Genomic DNA, 20,605 nt, shown 5'->3' on the forward strand with positions numbered 1-20,605 from the left:
TGGATGTCTAACGAAATTACATTTGATGGCGTTGAACAGTTGCCAATGCGCAAGTTCACCGAAGACGCCTACTTAAACTACTCAATGTACGTGATCATGGATCGTGCATTGCCTTATATCGGTGACGGCCTTAAGCCTGTACAGCGTCGTATTATCTATGCGATGTCTGAGCTTGGTTTATCAGCTGCTTCGAAATATAAAAAATCAGCACGTACCGTTGGTGACGTACTAGGTAAGTACCACCCACACGGTGACTCTGCTTGTTACGAAGCCATGGTACTGATGGCGCAGCCGTTCTCTTACCGCTACCCATTGGTAGATGGTCAAGGTAACTGGGGTGCTCCGGATGATCCGAAATCATTCGCTGCAATGCGTTATACTGAAGCAAAACTGTCTAAGTTTGCTGAAGTTCTGCTGGGTGAATTAGGCCAAGGCACGGTTGAATGGCAGCCAAACTTTGATGGCACGATGAAAGAGCCACAAATGTTGCCAGCACGTCTGCCTCATATCCTACTGAACGGTATCACGGGTATCGCGGTAGGTATGGCTACCGACATTCCACCACACAACGTGCGTGAGATTGCGGACGCAACCATTAAGCTGATTGATAGCCCTAAATCTGAGCTATCGGACATCATGGAAAGCGTGCAAGGTCCTGACTATCCAACAGAAGCTGAGATCATCTCTCCGAAGTCGGATATCGAAAAGATCTACAAAACAGGCCGAGGCAGCATCAAGATGCGCGCTGTTTGGCATAAAGAAGGCTCTGATATTGTTATCACAGCTCTGCCTCATCAAGTGTCAGGCGCTAAACTGCTTGAGCAAATCGCTAACCAGATGCGCGCTAAGAAGCTACCAATGGTTGACGATCTGCGTGACGAGTCGGATCACGAGAACCCAACGCGTATCGTAGTGGTTCCTCGTTCGAATCGTATCGATTGTGATCAGCTGATGAGTCACCTGTTTGCTTCGACGGATCTAGAGAAGAACTTCCGAGTTAACTTGAACATGATTGGCTTAGACAATCGTCCTCAAGTTAAAGGTCTGGTTCAAATCCTGAAAGAGTGGATTGAGTTCCGACGCACAACAGTTCGTCGTCGTCTGCAATACCGTCTAGACAAAGTATTAGCTCGCCTACACATCTTAGAAGGCTTGCTGGTTGCTTACCTCAATATTGATGAAGTGATTGAAATCATTCGTACAGAAGACGAACCATGTCCTGTACTGATGAGCCGCTTCAATATTACTGAGACACAAGCAAACGCTATCTTAGATATTAAACTTCGTAACTTAGCTAAGTTAGAAGAGTTTAAGATTCGTGCCGAGCAAGAAGAGCTTGAAGCGGAACGCGATAAGCTTGAAAAACTACTGGGTTCTGAGCGTCGTCTAAACACCCTGATCAAGAAAGAAATCCAAGCGGATGCCGAGAAATATGGTGACGATCGTCGTTCTCCATTGGTAGAACGCGCAGAAGCGAAAGCGCTAACAGAGCGTGACCTTGTTCCTAGTGAGCCAATCACGGTTGTGCTGTCTGAGAAAGGTTGGATTCGTCATGCGAAAGGGCATGAGGTTGACGCTGAGGGCTTGAACTACAAGTCAGGTGATAAATTCTTAGCGAGCGCTAAGGGTAAGAGTAACCAACAAGCGGTGTTCCTAGGCAGTGATGGCCGAAGCTACTCCCTTGAATCTCATTCATTACCGTCGGCACGAAGCCAAGGTGAGCCGATTACAGGTCGCCTGAACGTGAGCCCTGGTACTTCTATTCGCCAAGTGGTGATGGGAGAGAATGAGCAGCTATGGTTAGTCGGTTCTGATGCCGGATACGGCTTTGTTTGTAAGGGCAGTGATCTGCTTTCGAAGAACAAGAGCGGTAAAGCGTTAGTTAACTTGCCACAGTCTTCTGAAGTGATGATGCCAAGCCCGATTGCTGATTTGGACAGTAACCAGATTCTAGCGATTACGAACCAAGGACGTATGTTGTTGTTCCCGATTAAAGACCTACCTCAACTGAGTAAAGGTAAGGGTAACAAGATCATCAACATCCCTTCTGCGAAAGCAAAAGAGCGTGAAGAGTTTGTATCGCACTTGATGGCTATCCCAGAGAATGCGACGCTGACTATCTACGCGGGTAAACGTAAGCTTGGTTTGAAACCATCGGATCTCGAGAACTTCCGTGGTGAGCGTGGTCGTCGTGGTGGGTTACTGCCGAGAGGACTACAGCGAGTGACTCGTATCGATATCGATGAGCCAAGTGAGTCATAGAGACGCTTGAAAGTATCTTCGGATAAAAGAAAACCCAGCCTGAGAGCTGGGTTTTTTGTATCTGTATTCTTTTGTATTCGTACTTTAACGGTTACCTGTAAGCGTTTAGCCTACAAACGAGTATCTTCAGCGATGGTGACCTTAAGAGTCTTGTTCTCACCCTGGCGTAAAATACCGACATCAATAACCGTGCCCGGGCGTAAGTCAGTAACAATGTCCATCACGCTCTGACGTCCATTAACTTGGGTGTTGTTGATGCTAACGATGATATCTTGCGCTTCAAAGCCTGCATCAGCTGCAGGCCCGTTCGGGTCTATACCCAGTACAACAATCCCGCCGATATTTTTAGTACCAAGTAAACGTGACGTGACTGAATTGATGTCTTGTCCGTCGATACCGATATAACCACGAATCACACGACCATCAGCGATGATCTTCTCCATGATTTTATTCGCCAGTGGGTAAGGGATAGCAAACGAGATTCCGTAGGTTTCCATATCCGTAGCTTGCTGGAAAGAAGCGGTGTTGATGCCAACTAACTCACCTTGTGAATTAACCAGTGCACCACCAGAGTTACCTTCATTGATCGCCGCATCGGTTTGGATAAAGGCTTGATGGCCATCGGCACTGATCGAAGAGCGACCCGTTGCTGAGATGATGCCGAAGGTTGTTGTTTGGCCTAGGTTATATGGGTTACCGATCGCCAGTACGACATCACCGACATTAGCTTTGTAGCTTGGGTTTAATGGAATTACTGGTAGGTTGTCACCGCTGACTCTCAGTATCGCGATATCGGTGCGTTTGTCTGAGCCGACAAGTTGTGCTGCGGCTACTCGGCCATCCTGAAGTGCCACTACGATTTGGTCAGCTTGAGCCACCACATGGAAGTTGGTAATGATGTAGCCTTTCTCGCTGACAATTACCCCAGAACCCAAACCTTGAGTGAGCAGTTTGTTGCGATCGCTTTCAGCGTATTTACGGCTATAAATGTTAACCACAGCGGGTGCCGCGCGGCGAACTGCTTGGTTAAATGAAATCTGAAGAGAGCCAATGTTATCGACTTTAGGGCTAGTGACGTCAGCAACAATCGCTGGTCTTAAGCTCGGGAATGCGAGAAGAATAAGCGCCGCTGAAACGAGTCCAAGGGAAATAGAACGAAATAGAAAGGACAGCATGTTTCCCTCTTCAACAAGTAAGGTGTGAAGCCTCCGTAGATGGATGACTGACTTGATTACTAGTGAAGCATAGCATTTTGATTCATCTAAAGAAAAGGGAGACTGAGTAAGTTTAAAGCAAACTTACCGAGCCTCCCTGTTATTACGCTGACGTATGACTATCTAATAACGAGGTAGATAGTTCTGTCGCCGCGTTGGATATTTAGCGCCAAGACGCCCGGTTGTTTCTCAAGAATCTCTCTAAATTCAGCAAGGTTCTTAACGGTTTGGCGATTGACGCCAATAATGATGTCGTCTTTGAGAAGTTGATAAGCCTCTGCTGGTGAGCCTTGAGCCACACTTGACACCTTCACGCCTGTTGCTGAGTCGCTGTCTGTTGTGTTGGTGAGTTCAGCGCCAGCAAGTCCCTCATGGAGCTTTTCTGCTTGTGTCTTACTGTTGGTTGATTCACCAAGGGTTACGTCAAAGGTCTTACTCTTTCCATCGCGAACCACACCAAGTTCAATTTGCTTACCCGCACCTAGAGTTGCCACCTTGGCTCTCAGTTCACTAAAGGTATCAATGCGCTTACCGTTGATAGAGACAATAATATCGCCCGCTTTCAGGCCTGCTTTGTCTGCGGCACTGTCAGGTACAATTTGGCTAACAAAGGCCCCTTTACTGGATTCATAACCTAGTGCTTCTGCCAATTCAGAGGTGACTTCTCCGCCTTGAACACCAAGCATGCCACGTTTTACTTCACCGAAATCGAGGATTTGTTCTGTCAGGTTTTTCATCATATTGGATGGGATTGCAAAGCCGATACCGACATTACCTCCGTTAGGGCCAAGAATGGCAGTGTTGATACCAATCAGTTCACCGTTGAGATTCACTAGTGCGCCACCAGAGTTACCGCTGTTGATTGCTGCATCGGTTTGAATGAAGTTCTCAAAGTTCTCTAGATTCAGGCCGCTGCGACCAAGCGCAGAAACAATACCGGATGTCACGGTTTGACCGAGCCCAAATGGGTTACCGATTGCGACACTAAAATCACCGACTCTTAACTTGTCCGAGTCTGCGACTTTTATCTGGGTAAGGTTTTTCGCTTCTTCGAGTTTAAGTAGTGCGATATCTGACATCTGGTCGCCACCGATAAGCTCGGCATCGTATTCTCGACCATCATGAAGTTTTACTTTGATATCGTCGGCACCATTAATCACATGGTAGTTAGTCACGATATGGCCTTTCTTGGCATCAATGATCACACCAGAGCCTAATCCGCGGAATGGGCGCTCTCGTGTTTGTTCGGGACCAAAAAAGAATTGAAATTGTTCAGGGATTTGCTGACGTTGTACCTGTTTGCCTTCTACGGCAATACTAACCACAGCGGGGGTCACTTGTTCAAGCATAGGCGCGAGGCTTGGTAATTGTTCGTTACCCACACTTAATGGCAGTGCGGCTGTTGCTTGAATGGGGGTGATGATTGAACTTAAGCTTAAAGTCAGTACTGATAAAGCAAGCAAAGGTTTTTTCATCATAAACTCCTCTCTAGTTAAGGTCTTACCCCTCTCACTACGTGTAATAAGTATGAGAAGTTTCAAATGACCTGAGTGAAAGTTATGACTCAAAAACCTTTGTAAAGTTCACAGAAGTGTTAAATGTTTATGATGCTTTTGCTGTCACTACATCAGGAGCATCAATGATCTCTTTCTTCTGTTCTGTAAATAAACCGGTTGCGCCATTCGCGTAATCTTTCGGTTGTTCCTCAAGAGTCGCTTCTTTAATTGAAGGCTTATCTTGTGATTTGTCCGAATGAGCCGCAGCTGTTTTCACAAACGGGTTATCTTGCTCTGGCAGGTTGGGAATCAGCTCTGAGCTTGTTTTTTCCATGTGTTGGTACAGTTTCGTGTAGTCCTTACCTAAGGTGTCCAACATTTCTGCTGATTTCGCAAAGTGGTCAGCCAGCTCTTGTCGCTGCTGTTCCAGGGCAAACTTTGCGCTATCCAATTCTTTCTGTACGTTCTTTTGTTTTTTGTATTCAGGTGTCATAAGACGAGAAATAGCGACCCCTAAAATAACTCCGACTAGTAAACCGGCAACGGCATACATCCAAGGCATAACAGCTCCTTATTATTGTTTTTAACATGTTTGTTACTGCTTAGTTACACGTGCTACGGCTCCATGGTACTATGAGAGAGCCGCAGTATAAAGAGAAATGCGTGTGCGCTAGTTAGCAGTTTAGTGCTGCATTATTCACCGCATTACTTAATCTATCGTACTGTCTGAGCCCATTTTTATTTGCTGTCTGAATATCGCTTTCATTGTGGAAATGTCGTCATGAATCCCGTCAAAAAATACGAACAAGATATAAAAGAACATGGATTTCAAAGAGATCCAGCACAAGAGCAAGCAGTTAAATCTTTAGATGAACTCTTTCATCAATTCCAAGATTACATGAATACGCCCATTCCTCAACTGACTCGATTCCAGAAATTAATGGGTAAAAAGCCAGAACTGCCACAACCACCGAAAGGTCTCTATTTTTGGGGCGGTGTAGGGCGCGGTAAAACTTATCTAATGGATACGTTCTACGATGCCCTACCGACCACTAAAAAAATGCGTGTTCACTTTCACCGCTTTATGTATCGAGTGCATGATGAGTTGAAGGGATTAGGTAACGTTAGCGAACCATTGCCTTTGGTCGCGGATAAATTGAAAGAAGAGGCGGATATTATCTGCTTCGATGAATTCTTTGTTTCCGATATTACGGATGCCATGATCCTAGGAACTTTGTTCCAAGAGTTATTCGCTCGTAACGTTATCTTGGTGGCAACCTCAAACATTCCGCCGGCAGATCTGTATCGTAACGGTTTGCAACGCGCGCGTTTCTTACCTGCAATTAAGCTGATTCAAGATAACTGCCATATTCTTAATGTTGATAGCGGCATTGATTATCGTCTACGTACCTTAGAGCAGGCTGAAATTTATCATTACCCGTTGGATAGCCAAGCGAATATCAACCTAGAAAAATATTACGCACAGTTAGTCGGTGAAGATAAAGAGAAGCTTAAGCAGATCGAGGTTAACCACCGTCAACTGGATGTCGTTGAAGCGAGCGATGGCGTACTGCATGGTACTTTTGCTCAGCTTTGTCAGTCGGCTCGTAGCCAGAATGACTACATTGAGCTCTCACGTGTTTACCATACCGTTCTGTTGGCTGATGTACTGCAAATGGGCGCGACTTCAGATGACGCAGCTAGACGTTTTATTGCGTTGGTAGATGAGTTCTACGAGCGTAATGTGAAATTGATTATTTCAGCGGAAGTTGAGCTAGAAAAACTGTATACCCATGGCCAGCTAGAGTTTGAATTTAAACGTTGTCAGTCGCGTTTAATCGAAATGCAGAGCCATGAATATTTGGCAAAAGAACACTTAAGTTAGCTCTGATTATCTCGAATAAGAAATAGAATTAAAAAAATCGTGATTTTGTTCAAAAAGAGGTGATTTTTTCTTCGCTCTTCTCTATAATCCTGCGACCTACCGTTACTGCGGGCCTCTAGCGATGAGTAAAATCACGTTATGCCAAGAGTTTTCCAACACTCGAAGGGGTGATGAATGGTAACTCTTAGACAGTGGGAATACGCGAGTATTCCTTAAGTGTAAATTTTTTAAATAGGTAATTATTAGCATGAAAACTTTCGTTGCTAAACCAGAAACTGTAAAACGCGACTGGTATGTTGTAGACGCTGAAGGCAAAACTCTTGGCCGTCTAGCAAGTGAAATCGCTTCTCGCCTACGCGGCAAGCACAAAGCAGAATACACTCCTCACGTAGACACTGGTGATTACATCATCGTTGTTAACGCTGAGAAAGTTGCTGTAACTGGTAACAAAGCTAAGGGTAAGGTTTACTACCGTCACTCTGAGTTCCCAGGTGGTCTTAAAACTATCACTTTTGAAAAGCTAATTGCTAAGAAACCAGAAATGGTTCTAGAACTAGCAGTTAAAGGTATGCTTCCACGTGGTCCTCTAGGCCGCGCGATGTACCGTAAGCTTAAAGTGTACGCTGGTACTGAGCACAACCATGTTGCTCAACAGCCACAAGTACTAGACATCTAAGGGGATTATGAAAATGGCAGAGAATCAATACTACGGCACTGGTCGTCGCAAAAGCTCAGCAGCTCGTGTTTTCATCAAACCAGGCTCTGGTGAGATCGTAATCAACAAGCGTAGCCTTGATGTTTACTTCGGTCGTCCAACTTCTCGTATGGTTGTTAAGCAACCTCTTGAGCTAGTTGAACTAACTGAGAAACTTGACCTTTACATCACTGTTTCTGGTGGTGGTATTTCTGGTCAAGCTGGCGCAATCCGCCACGGTATCACTCGCGCTCTTATGGAGTACGATGAAACTCTACGTCCTGCTCTACGTGCAGCTGGCTACGTTACTCGTGACGCTCGTTGCGTTGAACGTAAGAAAGTTGGTCTACGTAAAGCACGTCGTAAACCTCAATTCTCTAAGCGTTAATTTTTCTTTACGAAAAAGTACACGCCCCCAGTTTTATTACTGGAATTGTGGTTCAAAGCTCGGCTATATGCCGGGCTTTTTGTTTTTATACCCCCGCTAAACGCTTTCCCTCCCTCGTTTTATTTCCAAATTCTTATATTTTGAAAGCTTTTGTAACCCAATGTGCGCTTTGCCTCATGATTGTTACAAAAAGGTAGCTTTATCTTGTCAAAAAGTAGGGTTTTATTTATCATTTGCCGTCAATAAATAGAACTAAATACATATTTTGTTAGCCATGCTCTTTAATCGGAATAATTTCAATCCATAAGGAGCAAATGGGAGAATGTTTGGATGAGCAACGCGCCTTTAAATAACGGTCGCAGGCGTTTCTTAACCGCAACAACAGCCGTTGTTGGTGGTTTAGGAGCAGCTGCTGTAGCCGTGCCTTTTATTAAATCATGGAATCCGAGTGCCAAGGCGAAAGCTGCGGGCGCGCCGGTGGAAGTGGAAGTCAGTAAGTTGGAACCGGGACAAATGGTTCGTGTCGAGTGGCAAGGTAAACCTGTATGGGTTGTACGCCGTGCTGAATCGGTATTAGAAAACCTAAAGTCTATTGGTGGTCAACTTCGTGACCCTCAATCTGAAGCTGAACAACAACCTGAATACGCACAGAACGAATTCCGTTCAATTAAGCCGGAATTCTTCGTTGCTGTTGGTTTCTGTACGCACTTAGGTTGTTCTCCAACTTACCTGCCAGATTCTTTTGCAGAACAAGTTCAGGGTGTTAAGTCTGGTTTCTTCTGTCCGTGTCATGGTTCGAAATTTGATATGGCTGGTCGAGTATTCCAAGGCGTACCTGCACCGTTGAACCTTGTTGTGCCAAAGCATATGTATTTAAGCGACACCAAGATCCTTATCGGTATTGACGAGGGAGATGCATAATGCAAGGACTACTAGACTGGGTAGAAAAACGTATACCCGCGATGAATGCTTACAAAAAGCACTTATCTGAATACCCAATGCCTAAGAACTTTAACTTTTGGTACCTTTTCGGTTCTTTGGCAATGTTGGTGTTAGTTAACCAAATCCTTACAGGTATTTGGCTGACAATGAACTACGTACCGTCTGGCGACGGTGCATTTGCTTCTGTTGAATACATCATGCGTGATGTGGAATACGGCTGGCTACTACGTTACATGCACTCGACGGGCGCTTCGGCATTCTTCGTTGTTATCTACTTGCACATGTTCCGTGGTCTAATTTACGGTTCTTACCAAAAACCTCGTGAGCTACTTTGGATCTTCGGTATGTTGATCTTCTTAGTGCTTATGGCTGAGGCTTTCATGGGTTACTTACTACCATGGGGTCAAATGTCTTACTGGGGTGCTCAGGTAATCATTTCTCTGTTTGGTGCGATCCCTGTTATCGGTGATGACCTAACGCTTTGGATCCGTGGTGACTACATCATCTCTGGTGCAACGCTGAACCGTTTCTTCGCACTGCACGTTATCGCACTACCAATTGTTCTTCTGCTGCTTATCGTACTTCACGTACTGGCTCTGCACGAAGTGGGTTCGAATAACCCAGACGGTATCGAGACTAAGCTTCCGAAAGGCACAATGGGCGACGACTACAAAACTCAGTTCCCATTCCACAAGGATTACACTAAGAAATACGACATCATCGACTCTATTCCTTTCCACCCATACGGGACTGTGAAAGATATGGTAGGTGTTGCTGGTTTCCTATTCTTGTTCTGTTATGTGCTGTTCTTTAACCCAGAGATGGGTGGATACTTCCTTGAGCCGCCTAACTTTGAAGCTGCAAACCCACTGAAAACACCAGAGCACATTGCTCCAGTTTGGTACTTCACGCCGTTCTACGCTGTACTTCGTGCTGTTCCTGATAAGCTGCTAGGTGTAGTAGCAATGGGCGCTTCGATTGTTGTGCTATTCCTACTGCCATGGTTCGACCGTTGTAAAGTGCGCTCTTACCGTTACCGTAGCAAACTGCATTTGATTAACATCATCCAATTCACAATAAGCTTTATTGCGCTTGGTGTACTTGGTGCGCTTCCAGCAACGCCAACATACACGCTACTAGCTCAAATCTTTAGCTTAGGTTACTTCATGTTCTTCGTTCTACTGTGGTTCTACAGTAAAAATGAAGCGACGAAACCATTACCAGAAAGGGTGACATTCAAATGAAAAAGTGGATTGTAATTTTATTTGCTATGTTGCCGTCATTGGCGATGGCAGCGGGTGCAAACGTACCATTAGACAAAGCAAACAACGACTTAACAGATAAAGCTTCATTGCAAAATGGCGCTAAGATGTTCATGAACTACTGTTTTGCTTGTCACTCAACGCAGTACCAGCGCTATGAACGTGTTGCGAATGATTTAGAGATCCCAGTTGATCTAATGAAGGAAAACCTAATTTTCGACCCTGAAGCGAAAATCGGTAGCTTGATGGTTAACGCGATGCCTTCAGAGCAAGCGGCAAGTTGGTTTGGTGCTCCGCCACCTGACCTAACCTTGGTTGCTCGTGTTCGTGGTGCCGATTGGCTATACACGTATCTTCGTACTTTCTATGAAGATCCATCACGTCCATTTGGTGTGAACAACATTGTTTTCCCAAGTGTTGGTATGCCGCACGTTCTTGAAGAGCTGCAAGGTATCCCGACACCAATCTACGATACTCACATGGTAGATGGTGAAGAGGTAACTGTGGTTGTTGGTACTGAAACTGACGGTTCTGGTGAACTAAGTTCCGGTGAATACGACGAAGCGGTTCGTGACCTTGTTAACTTTTTGGTTTACTCAGGCGACCCTGTTCAACTTGAGCGTCACGCTATGGGTTGGTGGGTAATGGCCTTCTTAGTCATCTTCACTATCATCGTGATTTTGCTTAAGAAAGAGTATTGGCGTGATGTGCACTAATTGTGCTATAATACCGTGCTAATTCCCAAATTATGTTAATGTTCAATGGAGGCTTTAGGCCTCCATTGTTTTTATTTAAAGTGTACTGGAGGGCTCCATGGCTGTAGCTGCCAATAAACGTTCTGTAATGACTCTTTTCTCAAGTGCTTCTGATATGTATAGCCATCAGGTGCGCATCGTTCTTGCTGAAAAAGGCGTAAGTGTTGAAGTTGAGTTGGTTGATGAGAAAAATCTACCAGCAGAGCTTGTTGAACTGAACCCGTACAAATCAGTACCAACTCTTGTTGATCGTGAGCTTGCTCTATACGACTCAAAGATCATCATGGAATACCTAGATGAGCGTTTTCCTCATCCACCATTGATGCCTGTATACCCGGTTGCTCGTGGTAACAGTCGTCTAATGATGTACCGCATTGAGCGTAACTGGTATTCAGTTGCAGAGAAGATCGTTAAAGGCAACGCTGAAGAATCTGAAGCAGCTCGCGTTAAATTACGCAACGACCTACTGACTCTTGCACCAATCTTCGCTGAGTATGAATACTTCATGAGCGAAGAGTTTAGCCTAATTGATTGCTACCTAGCTCCGCTACTATGGCGTTTACCTGAGCTTGGTATTGAACTGATTGGCCCTGGTTCTAAAGAACTTAAAGTTTACATGAACCGCGTATTTGAACGTGATTCATTCCTAGCTTCTCTAACTGAAGCTGAGCGCGAGATGCGACTCGTTCGCTAAGCGTTATGGATATTTCAAATATGACACCACGCCGTCCATACATGCTTCGTGCATTTTACGATTGGCTGGTTGATAACGAATTGACTCCTCACCTTGTTGTTGAAGCAACATTACCGGGTGTGCGAGTACCAGAAGAGTTTGTTCAAGATGGTCAGATCATTCTGAACATCGCGCCTCGTGCTGTTGGACAACTTGAACTGGGTAACGAAGCTGTGACGTTTAGTGCACGCTTTAGTGGTCGCCCACACTCTGTGATCGTGCCACTTTACGCAGTACAAGCGATTTACGCTCGTGAGAACGGTGCTGGCACCATGTTTGAACCTGAAGAGGCTTACATGGAAGCGTTTGAAGAAGGGATTGAAGAAACTCCTTTTGAAGAACCAGAAAAAGGCCCATCTTTGAGCGTAGCAACGGCAGACGTAGATGCTGAAGAGCCAGACTCAGACCCTGAGCCACCTCGTCCAGCAAAAGGTCGCCCAAGCCTTCGTGTTATCAAATAATGGTAGCTATACCAATCACAGTAAGTAAGTGATCAAAGATAGCGCAGGAAAAAAGCTTGAGAGCAAGGTAGAATTTTTTGGTAAGTAGTTATTCTACAATCAAAAATTTTAACGCAGTTATCAAGTTTTTTAACAAGCTAGGGTGACCAGTTATTTACTACGATTGGTATTACATAACGAACCAAATAAAAAAGCAGCGACTCGTCGCTGCTTTTTCTTTTTGTGCAATACGCTGCTTTCTACAAGCCTTCAAATAAAACGCTAGTTAACGGCTGTCTCTTCTTCACCATATTCAAACGCTCGGATCACCTGTTTTACACCAGAGACATTGCGAGCCACTTCGGTTGCGATATCCGCATGCTCGCGAGAAACTAGTCCAAGCAGGAAGACCTCTGAATCCTCAGTAATTACCTTCACTTTAATACCATTTAACTCAGCATTAGCCAGTAGTGCAGATTTCACCTTAGTAGTAATCCAACTGTCGTTACTGATGGCACTGATAGACAATGGTTGTTTAACTCGAACCTGATTGTGGATGCTCTCTACACCAGCTACATCTTTAGCTTGGCTTTCAAAAGCACGGCGCTCGGCGTCTGTGGTCGCTTGTCCCATCAGTACAACTGAACCTCGGTAAGAGCTCGCTGTGATGCGAACATTGCCACGGTAAGGTTGTTTGTTGGTGATGGCCGCGACTTCAAATTCGATATTGTTGTCGTTCCAAATCTCTTTAGTGGTTCGAGTGTCCGTGACTAGGTTTGCAGTGGTTGCTGCACCAGCAATGAAAATGCCAGCACAACCAGATAGGGACAGTGTAAGTAGCGAAACACTAATCAGCTTAAACAGCCTCATAGGGGTTAATGATTTCATTGTGATGCTCCGTATATCACTCTTCGTGAGCAGGGAAGAGTACTTGATCGATTAGGTCACATAGGCAGTGCAGTGTCACCATGTGTACTTCATGAATGCGCGCGGTACGGTGTGAAGGGATACGAATTTCGACATCGTGTTCACCAAGTAAACCTGCCATTTCACCACCATCTTTACCCGTAAAGGCGATGATCGTCATGTCACGAGTTACTGCCGCTTCCATTGCCTTGATGATGTTCTTGCTGTTACCGCTGGTAGAGATAGCTAACAGGATATCGCCAGTTTGACCAAACGCACGTACCTGCTTAGAGAAGATCTCTTCATAGTGGTAGTCGTTAGCAACTGCCGTTAGCGTGGTGTTGTCTGCCATTAGCGCCATCGCTGGAAGGCTAGGGCGCTCGGTTTCAAAGCGATTAAGTAGGCACGATACAAATTGCTGAGCATTCGACGCCGAACCACCATTACCACAACAAAGAATTTTGTTTCCGTTAAGCAAGGTTGCAACCATGGCTTGAGCGGCATGCGTGATTGCGTCTGGCAGTGCTTCTGCAGCCGCAATTTGGATTTGAATACTTTCTGTAAAACTTTCTTTAATGCTGTCTAGCATGTTTATCCTTGGGTAATCGCGTTTTGAATCCAATTGATATTGTCATTCGGCCCTTCAATGGCAACGATATCAAATCTGAAATCTGTAGAGTGCACCGACAGGCCTTGCTGCATCAGCCAAATATTAGCTGTTTTGAGTAGCTTCTGTGACTTCTTGGCTGTCACCATTTCTGCGGCATGTCCGTAGCGGGTTTGCTTGCGGTATTTTACCTCGGCAAACACAATCGTGTTGTTATGGCGCATTATAAGATCAATCTCGCCACATTTTGCTATGAAGTTTTCTTGAATTAACGATAAACCGTGGTTAATCAGATAAGATTTTGCCACGGCCTCGTATTTATCACCCACCTGTTTGTGGGTGATAGTTGGTTTCGCTAAGAACGTTCGGCTAAAAAGCCCCATGCTCTGCCCAGCTGATTTCACGTTGAACAACACAGTTGTTGTCGATAGTGAGCACACCTGTTTCACCTGGAATACTGTAACCCTGAACTGCCTTCATCTGTGGAAGAGCATCCATTAGGTAGTAAGCATCCATTCCAAGTGCTTGCAGACGTTTTTGGCCATTTGAGTATGAAGGCCATAGGTCGTTTAGCTCTTTGTTAAGCTCGTTCTTGTTCTCAACCAATAGTGGGATGTCGCTGTAGAATACACCTGTCAGGTCTTCATACTGCTTATCACCACTGTTACTGCGTGAGTTCGAGAACAGAGCAGGCTGGCTAGCATCTGGGTTAATCGCCACTTCAATGAAAGGCTTGATCAACGTTAGCTCTGAGTTCTTAGCCACAATGTAAACTGAATCGATGTCACGACGGCTGCGCGGCTCAGTTTCTAGATCAAGGTTAAGTAGACCGTCCATTTGAGCGATACGTTGTTGGCTCTCTTGTAAACCGAATACCTGATTCACATTACGCTGTAGTTGACGCTTGTCTGAGAAGAAGCTGATTGCTACATCGTTGCTGCTGTATTTTTTCCACTCTTCTTTAAACGCTTGTTCAACGCGATCACCGAGACGTCCTTTTGGAGCAAGGATAAGCGGATACTTGTAGCCTTGAGCAAAAAGATGCTTCGCTGCTTGAGCTACTTCTTGTTCAGGCGATAGAGCGAGATAGCAAATATTGGTATCAGGCTCTAGTTGAGTTGGAATGTTCAGAGCTAAAGCTGGAATCGAGTTCTCGTGGTTTTTCTGTGCTTGCTGAAGTTTAGTGATGTTGCTCTTAATCAGCGGGCCAACAATGAAATCAACGTTGTTCTCTTCCAGTGTCGCTTTGATCTCAGCGGCACTTTGCACGTTGGTATCCATTACTGTCAGCGTTGCATCTTCTTCGCGTTCTTTGTCGTTCATCATCGCAAAGATGAAGCCATCACGTACCAGTTGTGCTTGCTTACCGTATTTACCCGTTAGCGGCAGCAACAGTGCAGTGCTAGTTGGCTTGCTGATCTCTAGCGCCAAGATGTCGGTGATCGCTTGAGGTGTGTAAGTAGCAGCAGGATGCTGAGGGTTCTCTGCTAACCAATCCGACAGGGTTTCCTGTAGGTTTGGTAAATTCGAGTTCAGCGTCTTCATGTAGATAGCCAGTTGCAACCAGCCTGAAAGCACATCTTCTGTCGGCGATGTTTTCAGTTCTAGAATCTCGTATTGAGAGTAGCTATTCAGGTTTTGCCAAATACGGTCGGCAGTTTGCTGTTGAAGCTCTTCATCAGCGTCTAGGTACTCTGAATAGAGCACTAATTCACGGCTTGCCTCGAAATACTCACTCTTCATCTCTGAGATGTTCGCGCGTAGCTCGTGATAATCTTTCCACTGTTCGTTAGGCAGTTTCCACCAAGGTTGGAAATTCAGTTGGCTATAAGCTTGATCAGGCTGTGAGTTATTGACTAACAGCTGAGCGCGAGCTAATTGCCATTCCGCTTGTTGAACTTCAGTGAGCTCTTGTTTTGCTAAGCGTTTGATAAGCAGCGTTGCTTGATCGGTTTTCCCAGCTTGCACAGAAGACTTAAGCGCCATGATTAACCAGTCGTTTTGTAGACTTCCTTTGCTACTATCCGCCTGCATCATGTAACTTTCAGTTGATTGCGCTGGATCTAGTGTAATATCAACGCTCGTTGGTGCTTGAGGACCTGAAGAACAAGCCGCCAATGTAATTGCTAATGCAATTGGAGTTAGTAAGCGTGGTACACTGAGTCTCTTATGGTTCATCGTTGCCATGAGTTCTTTAAATTCCGTATAAATTTGTATCTATATTAATCGTTGAAGTGATGGTAAACAAATGACAGATAACAAAACCTTGCTCACAGAGAGCCCAACTCTCTACATTGTGCCAACCCCAATCGGAAATTTGGGAGATATCACTCAAAGAGCAATTGAAATTTTATCAAGTGTCGATGTTATTGCAGCCGAAGACACACGCCACACGGGTAAGCTGCTTGCTCACTTCAATATATCAACCAGAACGTTCGCTTTACATGATCATAATGAACAAACTAAAGCGCAAGTTCTAGTCGAAAGGTTATTAGAAGGTCAGTCTATCGCATTAGTCTCTGATGCGGGTACACCTTTAATCAGTGACCCAGGTTACCATCTTGTATCACAATGTCGTCAAGCGGGTGTGAGAGTTGTGCCACTTCCTGGTGCTTGTGCAGTGATTACGGCGTTGAGTGCGTCTGGTTTACCGTCTGATCGTTTCAGCTTTGAAGGCTTTTTACCGCCAAAGAGCAAAGGTCGTAAAGATAAGTTCCTAGAGATCGCGAAAGCAGAACGCACGTGTATCTTCTACGAATCACCACACCGCATTTCTGACTCTCTACAAGACATGCTTGAGATCTTAGGCCCAGACCGCGAAGTGGTATTGGCGCGTGAGCTGACTAAGACCTTCGAAACCATTCAAGGATTGCCATTGGGTGAGCTTATTGAGTGGATTGAAGAAGATTCGAACCGTAAGCGCGGTGAGATGGTGTTACTGATTCATGGTCACCGTGAAGAAGCGAGTACAGAACTGCCAGACGAAGCGACTCGTACGCTGGGTATCCTAACCAAAGAGTTACCTCTTAAAAAAGCGGCGGCAATGACTGCAGAAATCTACAACCTGAAAAAGAACGCGTTATACAAGTGGGGCCTTGAGCACCTAGATGGTTAACGCTGAATAACTATATAACTAAATAGTCGCTCAGTGGATAAGTTGCCAGAGCGCTATTTCAAAGCTTGTGAGGAATGAGGGTAGTCCCTTCATTCCTCTTTTTTTGTCTGGATTGTGTGAAATTCATGCGTTTACTTAGCGGTTTGCAGCATATTTGTGATCTCGCTAGACACTGCACTCTAATCTCTATACAATCCGCCCTCGGAGTTGAACGGGTAATCGCTGCTTTGCTGATGTCCTTCGGGAGACTGACGTTGAGGTCCTTCGGGAAACTGACGTTGAAGTCCTTCGGGAGACTGGCAGAGGGGAGGAACGTCCGGGCTCCATAGAGCAGGGTGCCAGATAACGTCTGGGGGGCGCGAGCCCACGACAAGTGCAGCAGAGAGAAGACCGCCGATGGCCTCATTTCTTCGGAAGAGGCACAGGTAAGGCTGAAAGGGTGCGGTAAGAGCGCACCGTGCGACTGGCAACAGTTCGTAGCAAGGTAAACTCCACCCGGAGCAAGATCAAATAGGCCCTCACATTGCGTTGCTCGCGTATGGGGGCGGGTAGATTGCTTGAGCCTGTGAGCGATTGCAGGCCTAGACGAATGGTTACCGCCGCGCAAGCGGAACAGAACCCGGCGTATGTGTCAACTCCACCTATCTAAAGAACCCATCATTACTTAACGGTAGTGATGGGTTTTTTGCTTTATATTGACGTAAATTATTTAGATTTCCTTAGAATCCTTCATCCTGATATGAGCTTGGGTCAAAAATTCCCAAAGCCTATACACAATATGGTGGAGATACAGCGCGAAATCAGTACACTAAAACGTTAACAGAACAAATTATTGCCGAACTATTGGCTCAATCCACTCACTGAGAAGACTATGACAGAAGCATTCAAACATATTTCAGTATTGCTTAACGAATCTATTGACGGACTTGCGATCAAACCTGACGGTACTTACATCGATGGTACTTTTGGCCGTGGTGGTCACAGCCGTACAATCCTGTCTAAACTGGGCGAGAATGGACGACTCTTTAGTATCGACCGCGATCCACAAGCGATTGCAGAAGCGCAAAAGATTGATGATCCTCGTTTTACTATTATTCACGGCCCTTTCTCAGGTATGGCTGAATATGCAGAGCGTTACGACTTAGTCGGTCAAGTGGATGGCGTTTTACTGGATTTAGGTGTTTCTTCACCACAGTTAGATGACGCTGAGCGTGGCTTTAGCTTTATGAAAGATGGCCCGCTTGATATGCGTATGGATCCAACGTCAGGCATCCCTGTTTCTCAGTGGTTAGTTGAAGCAGACCTAGATGACATCACATGGGTTATTCGTGAGTTCGGTGAAGATAAACACGCTCGCCGTATCGCGAAAGGCATCATTGCTTATCAAGAAAACGAAGAGAACGAACCGCTAACGCGTACTGGCCAGTTGGCTAAGTTGATCTCTGATGTAGCACCAAAAAGCTTCAAAGAGAAAAAGCACCCAGCGACACGTGCTTTCCAAGCATTCCGCATTTACATCAACAGTGAACTTGAAGAGATTGATACAGCACTAAAAGGCGCGGCAAGCATTCTTGCTCCAGAAGGCCGTTTGTCTGTTATCAGCTTCCACTCACTTGAAGACCGTATGGTGAAACGCTTTATCCGTAAAGAGAGCCAAGGCCCTCAAGTTCCACACGGCTTGCCTTTGACTGAAGAGCAGATCAAAGCGCTAGGCAGTGCAGATCTTAAGCCAGTAGGTAAAGCGATCAAACCATCGAAAGGCGAAGTGGATGAGAATACTCGTTCACGTAGCTCAGTATTACGAATCGCAGAAAAGCTATAGTCAATGAAGACCTCCAAACCAAACTTAGCCAAGATAATATTTTTTGATTTGATCTCCGCGGGCAAGGTCCCATTGGTGCTTCTTATCTGTATCTTTGCGAGTGCGATGGGGGTCGTTCTTACGACACATATGTCACGTCAGGCTATTACGCAAAAAGATATGGCATTAGTGGAGCGAGAACAGCTTGATGATGAGTGGCGAAATTTAATGCTTGAAGAGACGGCTTTGGCTGAACACAGCCGCGTTCAAGCATCGGCAAAACGAGAGCTAGACATGAAACGTCCAGACTCTGACAAAGAAGTTGTGATCACACTGAAATGACCGGTAAAAAGGAAAAAGCAGCCGCGAAAACCGTTAAGAAATCAACGAAAGAGCGTGTGAAGAGCGAAAAGGATTCGGATCCCATTCTGATTAAATGGCGTTTTAACGTTGTTATTGCTTTCGTGTTTCTTGCCTTTGCTGCACTCGTAGGTCGTGTGGCTTACATCCAAATCATTGAACCAGATAACTTAATTCGTCAGGGCGACCTTCGCTCGGTACGTGTCAAAGCTATTCCTTCCGCTCGCGGTATTATCTCTGACCGCAATGGCGAACCGCTTGCCGTCAGTGTTCCGGTAGAAGCGGTATGGGCCGATCCTAAGACCATTTTCGATAAAAATGGCATGGCTCAGATTGATCGTTGGTATGCGCTAGCCGATGTACTTGGTCTAGAACGTCAATCGATGATCGATAAGATCTCTAGCAACAAATCCCGTCGATTTATTTACCTGCAAAGACAAGTTAGCCCTGCAATGGCTAAGTATATTCGTGAGCTAAAGCTAGTGGGCGTTGGCCTTAAAGCTGAATCTCGACGTTACTACCCAGCAGGCGAAGTCAGTGCGCACCTTATTGGTGTGACCGGAATAGATGGTCACGGCCTAGAAGGCGTTGAGCGCAGCTATGATAAATGGCTAACGGGCGAGGCGGGTAAGCGAACTATCCGTAAAGACCGTTACGGGCGTGTTGTTGAAAACATTGCTCTAGAAGAGCGTGAAGAGGGTAAGCCTCTTGAATTAACGATCGATCAACGATTACAAGCCATTGCGTATCGAGCAATTAAGCAGGCCGTGGCCGATCATAAGGCGACTTCTGGCTCTGCGATTTTATTAGATGTAAAAACCGGTGCCGTGTTGGCTATGGTTAATGCCCCTTCATACAACCCGAACAATCGTGCTGACTTACAAAGTTTTAAAATGCGTAACCGCGTGCTGACCGATGCGATGGAGCCCGGCTCTACAGTAAAACCGTTTGTGGTTTTGGCAGCCTTAGAGAACGGTACCGCAGACCCAGATATCGTTATTGATACTGGCAACGGCATTATGCAGATCGGTGGTAGCCGTGTACGAGACTCTTCTAAAGTGGGTAAGGCTGACTTGGCTTTGATCCTCAAGAAGTCGAGTAACATCGGTGTGGCGAAATTGGCACTTAACATGCCACTTGAAGCCTTGCTTGGAATGTATAGCTCAGTTGGTTTGGGTGAGATGTCTGGTCTGAACTTAATCGGTGAAACCAGTGGTATTTTCCCGAATCGACGTCGTTGGTCTAAGTTTGAAATTGCTACCTTATCATTCGGTTATGGCTTGTCAGTGACGCCGATGCAGTTGGCGCATGCTTATGCGACGTTGGCAAACAAAGGCATGTATGAACCAATTCATATTATTAAGAGTAACGACCAAGACTTTTCTAAGCAGATCATCAAGCGCGAGAACGCGGAATTGGTTTTGAATATGCTAGAAGGCGTAACCCAAAAAGGCGGTACGGCAACAAGAGCTGCGGTACCAGGTTACCGAGTAGCAGCCAAAACGGGTACATCTCGTAAGGCTGAAGCGGGCGGATACAGTGATGAATACATTGCGATTACCGCTGGTTTTGCCCCAGTTAGTGACCCAAGAGTCGCGCTGGTTGTTGTGGTCAACGAACCTCAAGGCGACCTTTACTATGGCGGTTCCGTCGCTGCCCCCGTTTTTTCTGAAATCATGAAGGGTGCACTGCAAATACTTAATGTCCCTGCTGATGAAAACAAGTTTCAAGAATAGAGCTAATCA

General features: G+C 45.6%; 20 protein-coding genes and 1 other RNA gene. 14 read left to right on the top strand and 7 right to left on the bottom strand.

Annotated elements, in window-relative coordinates; genetic code table 11:
• The first annotated feature begins 3 nt into the window (after positions 1 to 3).
• Positions 4 to 2,262, top strand: coding sequence for a DNA topoisomerase IV subunit A (gene parC, locus ITG10_RS10360; protein ID WP_017629366.1), 2,259 nt, complete (start codon positions 4 to 6; stop codon positions 2,260 to 2,262).
• 110 nt (positions 2,263 to 2,372) lie between these two features.
• Here parC and degS read toward each other — a convergent pair whose 3' ends face one another.
• The 3 genes from degS to zapG all read right to left on the bottom strand — a co-directional run bounded on the left by degS (position 2,373) and on the right by zapG (position 5,534).
• Positions 2,373 to 3,437 carry an outer membrane-stress sensor serine endopeptidase DegS gene (gene degS, locus ITG10_RS10365; RefSeq protein WP_017629365.1) on the bottom strand — a complete coding sequence of 355 codons (1,065 nt, stop codon included), beginning with the start codon at positions 3,435 to 3,437 and terminating at the stop codon, positions 2,373 to 2,375.
• A gap of 158 nt (positions 3,438 to 3,595) precedes the next feature.
• Positions 3,596 to 4,951, bottom strand: coding sequence for a Do family serine endopeptidase (locus ITG10_RS10370; protein ID WP_017629364.1), 1,356 nt, complete (start codon positions 4,949 to 4,951; stop codon positions 3,596 to 3,598).
• 127 nt (positions 4,952 to 5,078) lie between these two features.
• Positions 5,079 to 5,534, bottom strand: coding sequence for a Z-ring associated protein ZapG (gene zapG / locus ITG10_RS10375; RefSeq protein WP_017629363.1), 456 nt, complete (start codon positions 5,532 to 5,534; stop codon positions 5,079 to 5,081).
• Between the two features lie 219 nt (positions 5,535 to 5,753).
• Here zapG and zapE point away from each other — a divergent pair, with 219 nt between their 5' ends.
• The 8 genes from zapE to sspB all read left to right on the top strand — a co-directional run bounded on the left by zapE (position 5,754) and on the right by sspB (position 12,092).
• Positions 5,754 to 6,857 carry a cell division protein ZapE gene (gene zapE, locus ITG10_RS10380; RefSeq protein ID WP_017629362.1) on the top strand — a complete coding sequence of 368 codons (1,104 nt, stop codon included), beginning with the start codon at positions 5,754 to 5,756 and terminating at the stop codon, positions 6,855 to 6,857.
• 247 nt (positions 6,858 to 7,104) lie between these two features.
• The gene (rplM, locus tag ITG10_RS10385) at positions 7,105 to 7,533 is read left to right on the top strand and encodes a 50S ribosomal protein L13 (protein ID WP_010434689.1); all 429 of its coding nucleotides are present in this window, start codon (positions 7,105 to 7,107) and stop codon (positions 7,531 to 7,533) included.
• 13 nt (positions 7,534 to 7,546) lie between these two features.
• Positions 7,547 to 7,939, top strand: coding sequence for a 30S ribosomal protein S9 (gene rpsI, locus ITG10_RS10390; protein ID WP_004740758.1), 393 nt, complete (start codon positions 7,547 to 7,549; stop codon positions 7,937 to 7,939).
• Between the two features lie 330 nt (positions 7,940 to 8,269).
• A complete protein-coding gene (petA, locus tag ITG10_RS10395; protein WP_004740757.1) occupies positions 8,270 to 8,860 on the top strand; it encodes a ubiquinol-cytochrome c reductase iron-sulfur subunit in 591 nt (196 codons plus the stop codon).
• Positions 8,860 to 10,125, top strand: coding sequence for a cytochrome bc complex cytochrome b subunit (locus ITG10_RS10400; protein WP_017629361.1), 1,266 nt, complete (start codon positions 8,860 to 8,862; stop codon positions 10,123 to 10,125). Before petA ends, ITG10_RS10400 begins: the two co-directional genes overlap by 1 nt.
• Positions 10,122 to 10,859, top strand: a complete 738-nt coding sequence (locus ITG10_RS10405) for a cytochrome c1 (protein WP_017629360.1) — start codon at positions 10,122 to 10,124, stop codon at positions 10,857 to 10,859. The genes ITG10_RS10400 and ITG10_RS10405 overlap by 4 nt, the downstream gene beginning before the upstream one ends.
• 97 nt (positions 10,860 to 10,956) lie before the next feature.
• Positions 10,957 to 11,592 carry a stringent starvation protein SspA gene (sspA, locus tag ITG10_RS10410; protein WP_017629359.1) on the top strand — a complete coding sequence of 212 codons (636 nt, stop codon included), beginning with the start codon at positions 10,957 to 10,959 and terminating at the stop codon, positions 11,590 to 11,592.
• A 5-nt stretch (positions 11,593 to 11,597) separates the two neighbouring features.
• Entirely contained in the window at positions 11,598 to 12,092 is a 495-nt protein-coding gene (sspB, locus tag ITG10_RS10415) for a ClpXP protease specificity-enhancing factor (protein ID WP_164913282.1), read from the top strand.
• A 261-nt stretch (positions 12,093 to 12,353) separates the two neighbouring features.
• On the opposite strand, the gene ITG10_RS10420 is transcribed toward sspB, so the two are convergent.
• From ITG10_RS10420 to ITG10_RS10435, 4 genes are read right to left on the bottom strand one after another with little or no spacing between them, the layout of a single operon-like run.
• The gene (locus ITG10_RS10420) at positions 12,354 to 12,959 is read right to left on the bottom strand and encodes a BON domain-containing protein (protein ID WP_017629357.1); all 606 of its coding nucleotides are present in this window, start codon (positions 12,957 to 12,959) and stop codon (positions 12,354 to 12,356) included.
• A gap of 16 nt (positions 12,960 to 12,975) precedes the next feature.
• Positions 12,976 to 13,566 (bottom strand): phosphoheptose isomerase, encoded by a 591-nt coding sequence (locus tag ITG10_RS10425; RefSeq protein ID WP_010434705.1) that lies wholly within the window; start codon positions 13,564 to 13,566, stop codon positions 12,976 to 12,978.
• Positions 13,567 to 13,568: 2 nt separating this feature from the next.
• Positions 13,569 to 13,967, bottom strand: a complete 399-nt coding sequence (locus ITG10_RS10430; protein ID WP_017629356.1) for a YraN family protein — start codon at positions 13,965 to 13,967, stop codon at positions 13,569 to 13,571.
• Positions 13,954 to 15,771, bottom strand: a complete 1,818-nt coding sequence (locus ITG10_RS10435; protein ID WP_017629355.1) for a penicillin-binding protein activator — start codon at positions 15,769 to 15,771, stop codon at positions 13,954 to 13,956. The genes ITG10_RS10430 and ITG10_RS10435 overlap by 14 nt, the downstream gene beginning before the upstream one ends.
• A 61-nt stretch (positions 15,772 to 15,832) precedes the next feature.
• On the opposite strand from ITG10_RS10435, the gene rsmI reads away from it, so the two are divergent.
• From rsmI to ITG10_RS10460, 5 genes are all read left to right on the top strand, one after another.
• Positions 15,833 to 16,699 carry a 16S rRNA (cytidine(1402)-2'-O)-methyltransferase gene (gene rsmI / locus ITG10_RS10440; protein WP_017062903.1) on the top strand — a complete coding sequence of 289 codons (867 nt, stop codon included), beginning with the start codon at positions 15,833 to 15,835 and terminating at the stop codon, positions 16,697 to 16,699.
• 203 nt (positions 16,700 to 16,902) lie between these two features.
• Positions 16,903 to 17,342, top strand: an RNA gene (gene rnpB / locus ITG10_RS10445) — RNase P RNA component class A.
• 228 nt (positions 17,343 to 17,570) lie between these two features.
• Positions 17,571 to 18,521, top strand: a complete 951-nt coding sequence (gene rsmH / locus ITG10_RS10450; RefSeq protein WP_017629354.1) for a 16S rRNA (cytosine(1402)-N(4))-methyltransferase RsmH — start codon at positions 17,571 to 17,573, stop codon at positions 18,519 to 18,521.
• 3 nt (positions 18,522 to 18,524) lie between these two features.
• Positions 18,525 to 18,842, top strand: a complete 318-nt coding sequence (gene ftsL / locus ITG10_RS10455; protein ID WP_017629353.1) for a cell division protein FtsL — start codon at positions 18,525 to 18,527, stop codon at positions 18,840 to 18,842.
• Complete coding sequence (locus ITG10_RS10460) at positions 18,839 to 20,596, top strand: penicillin-binding transpeptidase domain-containing protein (protein ID WP_017629352.1); 1,758 nt, start codon at positions 18,839 to 18,841, stop codon at positions 20,594 to 20,596. The genes ftsL and ITG10_RS10460 overlap by 4 nt, the downstream gene beginning before the upstream one ends.
• The last annotated feature ends 9 nt before the right edge of the window (positions 20,597 to 20,605 follow it).

The sequence above is a fragment of the Vibrio sp. ED004 genome, assembly GCF_023206395.1.
Classification (GTDB): domain Bacteria; phylum Pseudomonadota; class Gammaproteobacteria; order Enterobacterales; family Vibrionaceae; genus Vibrio.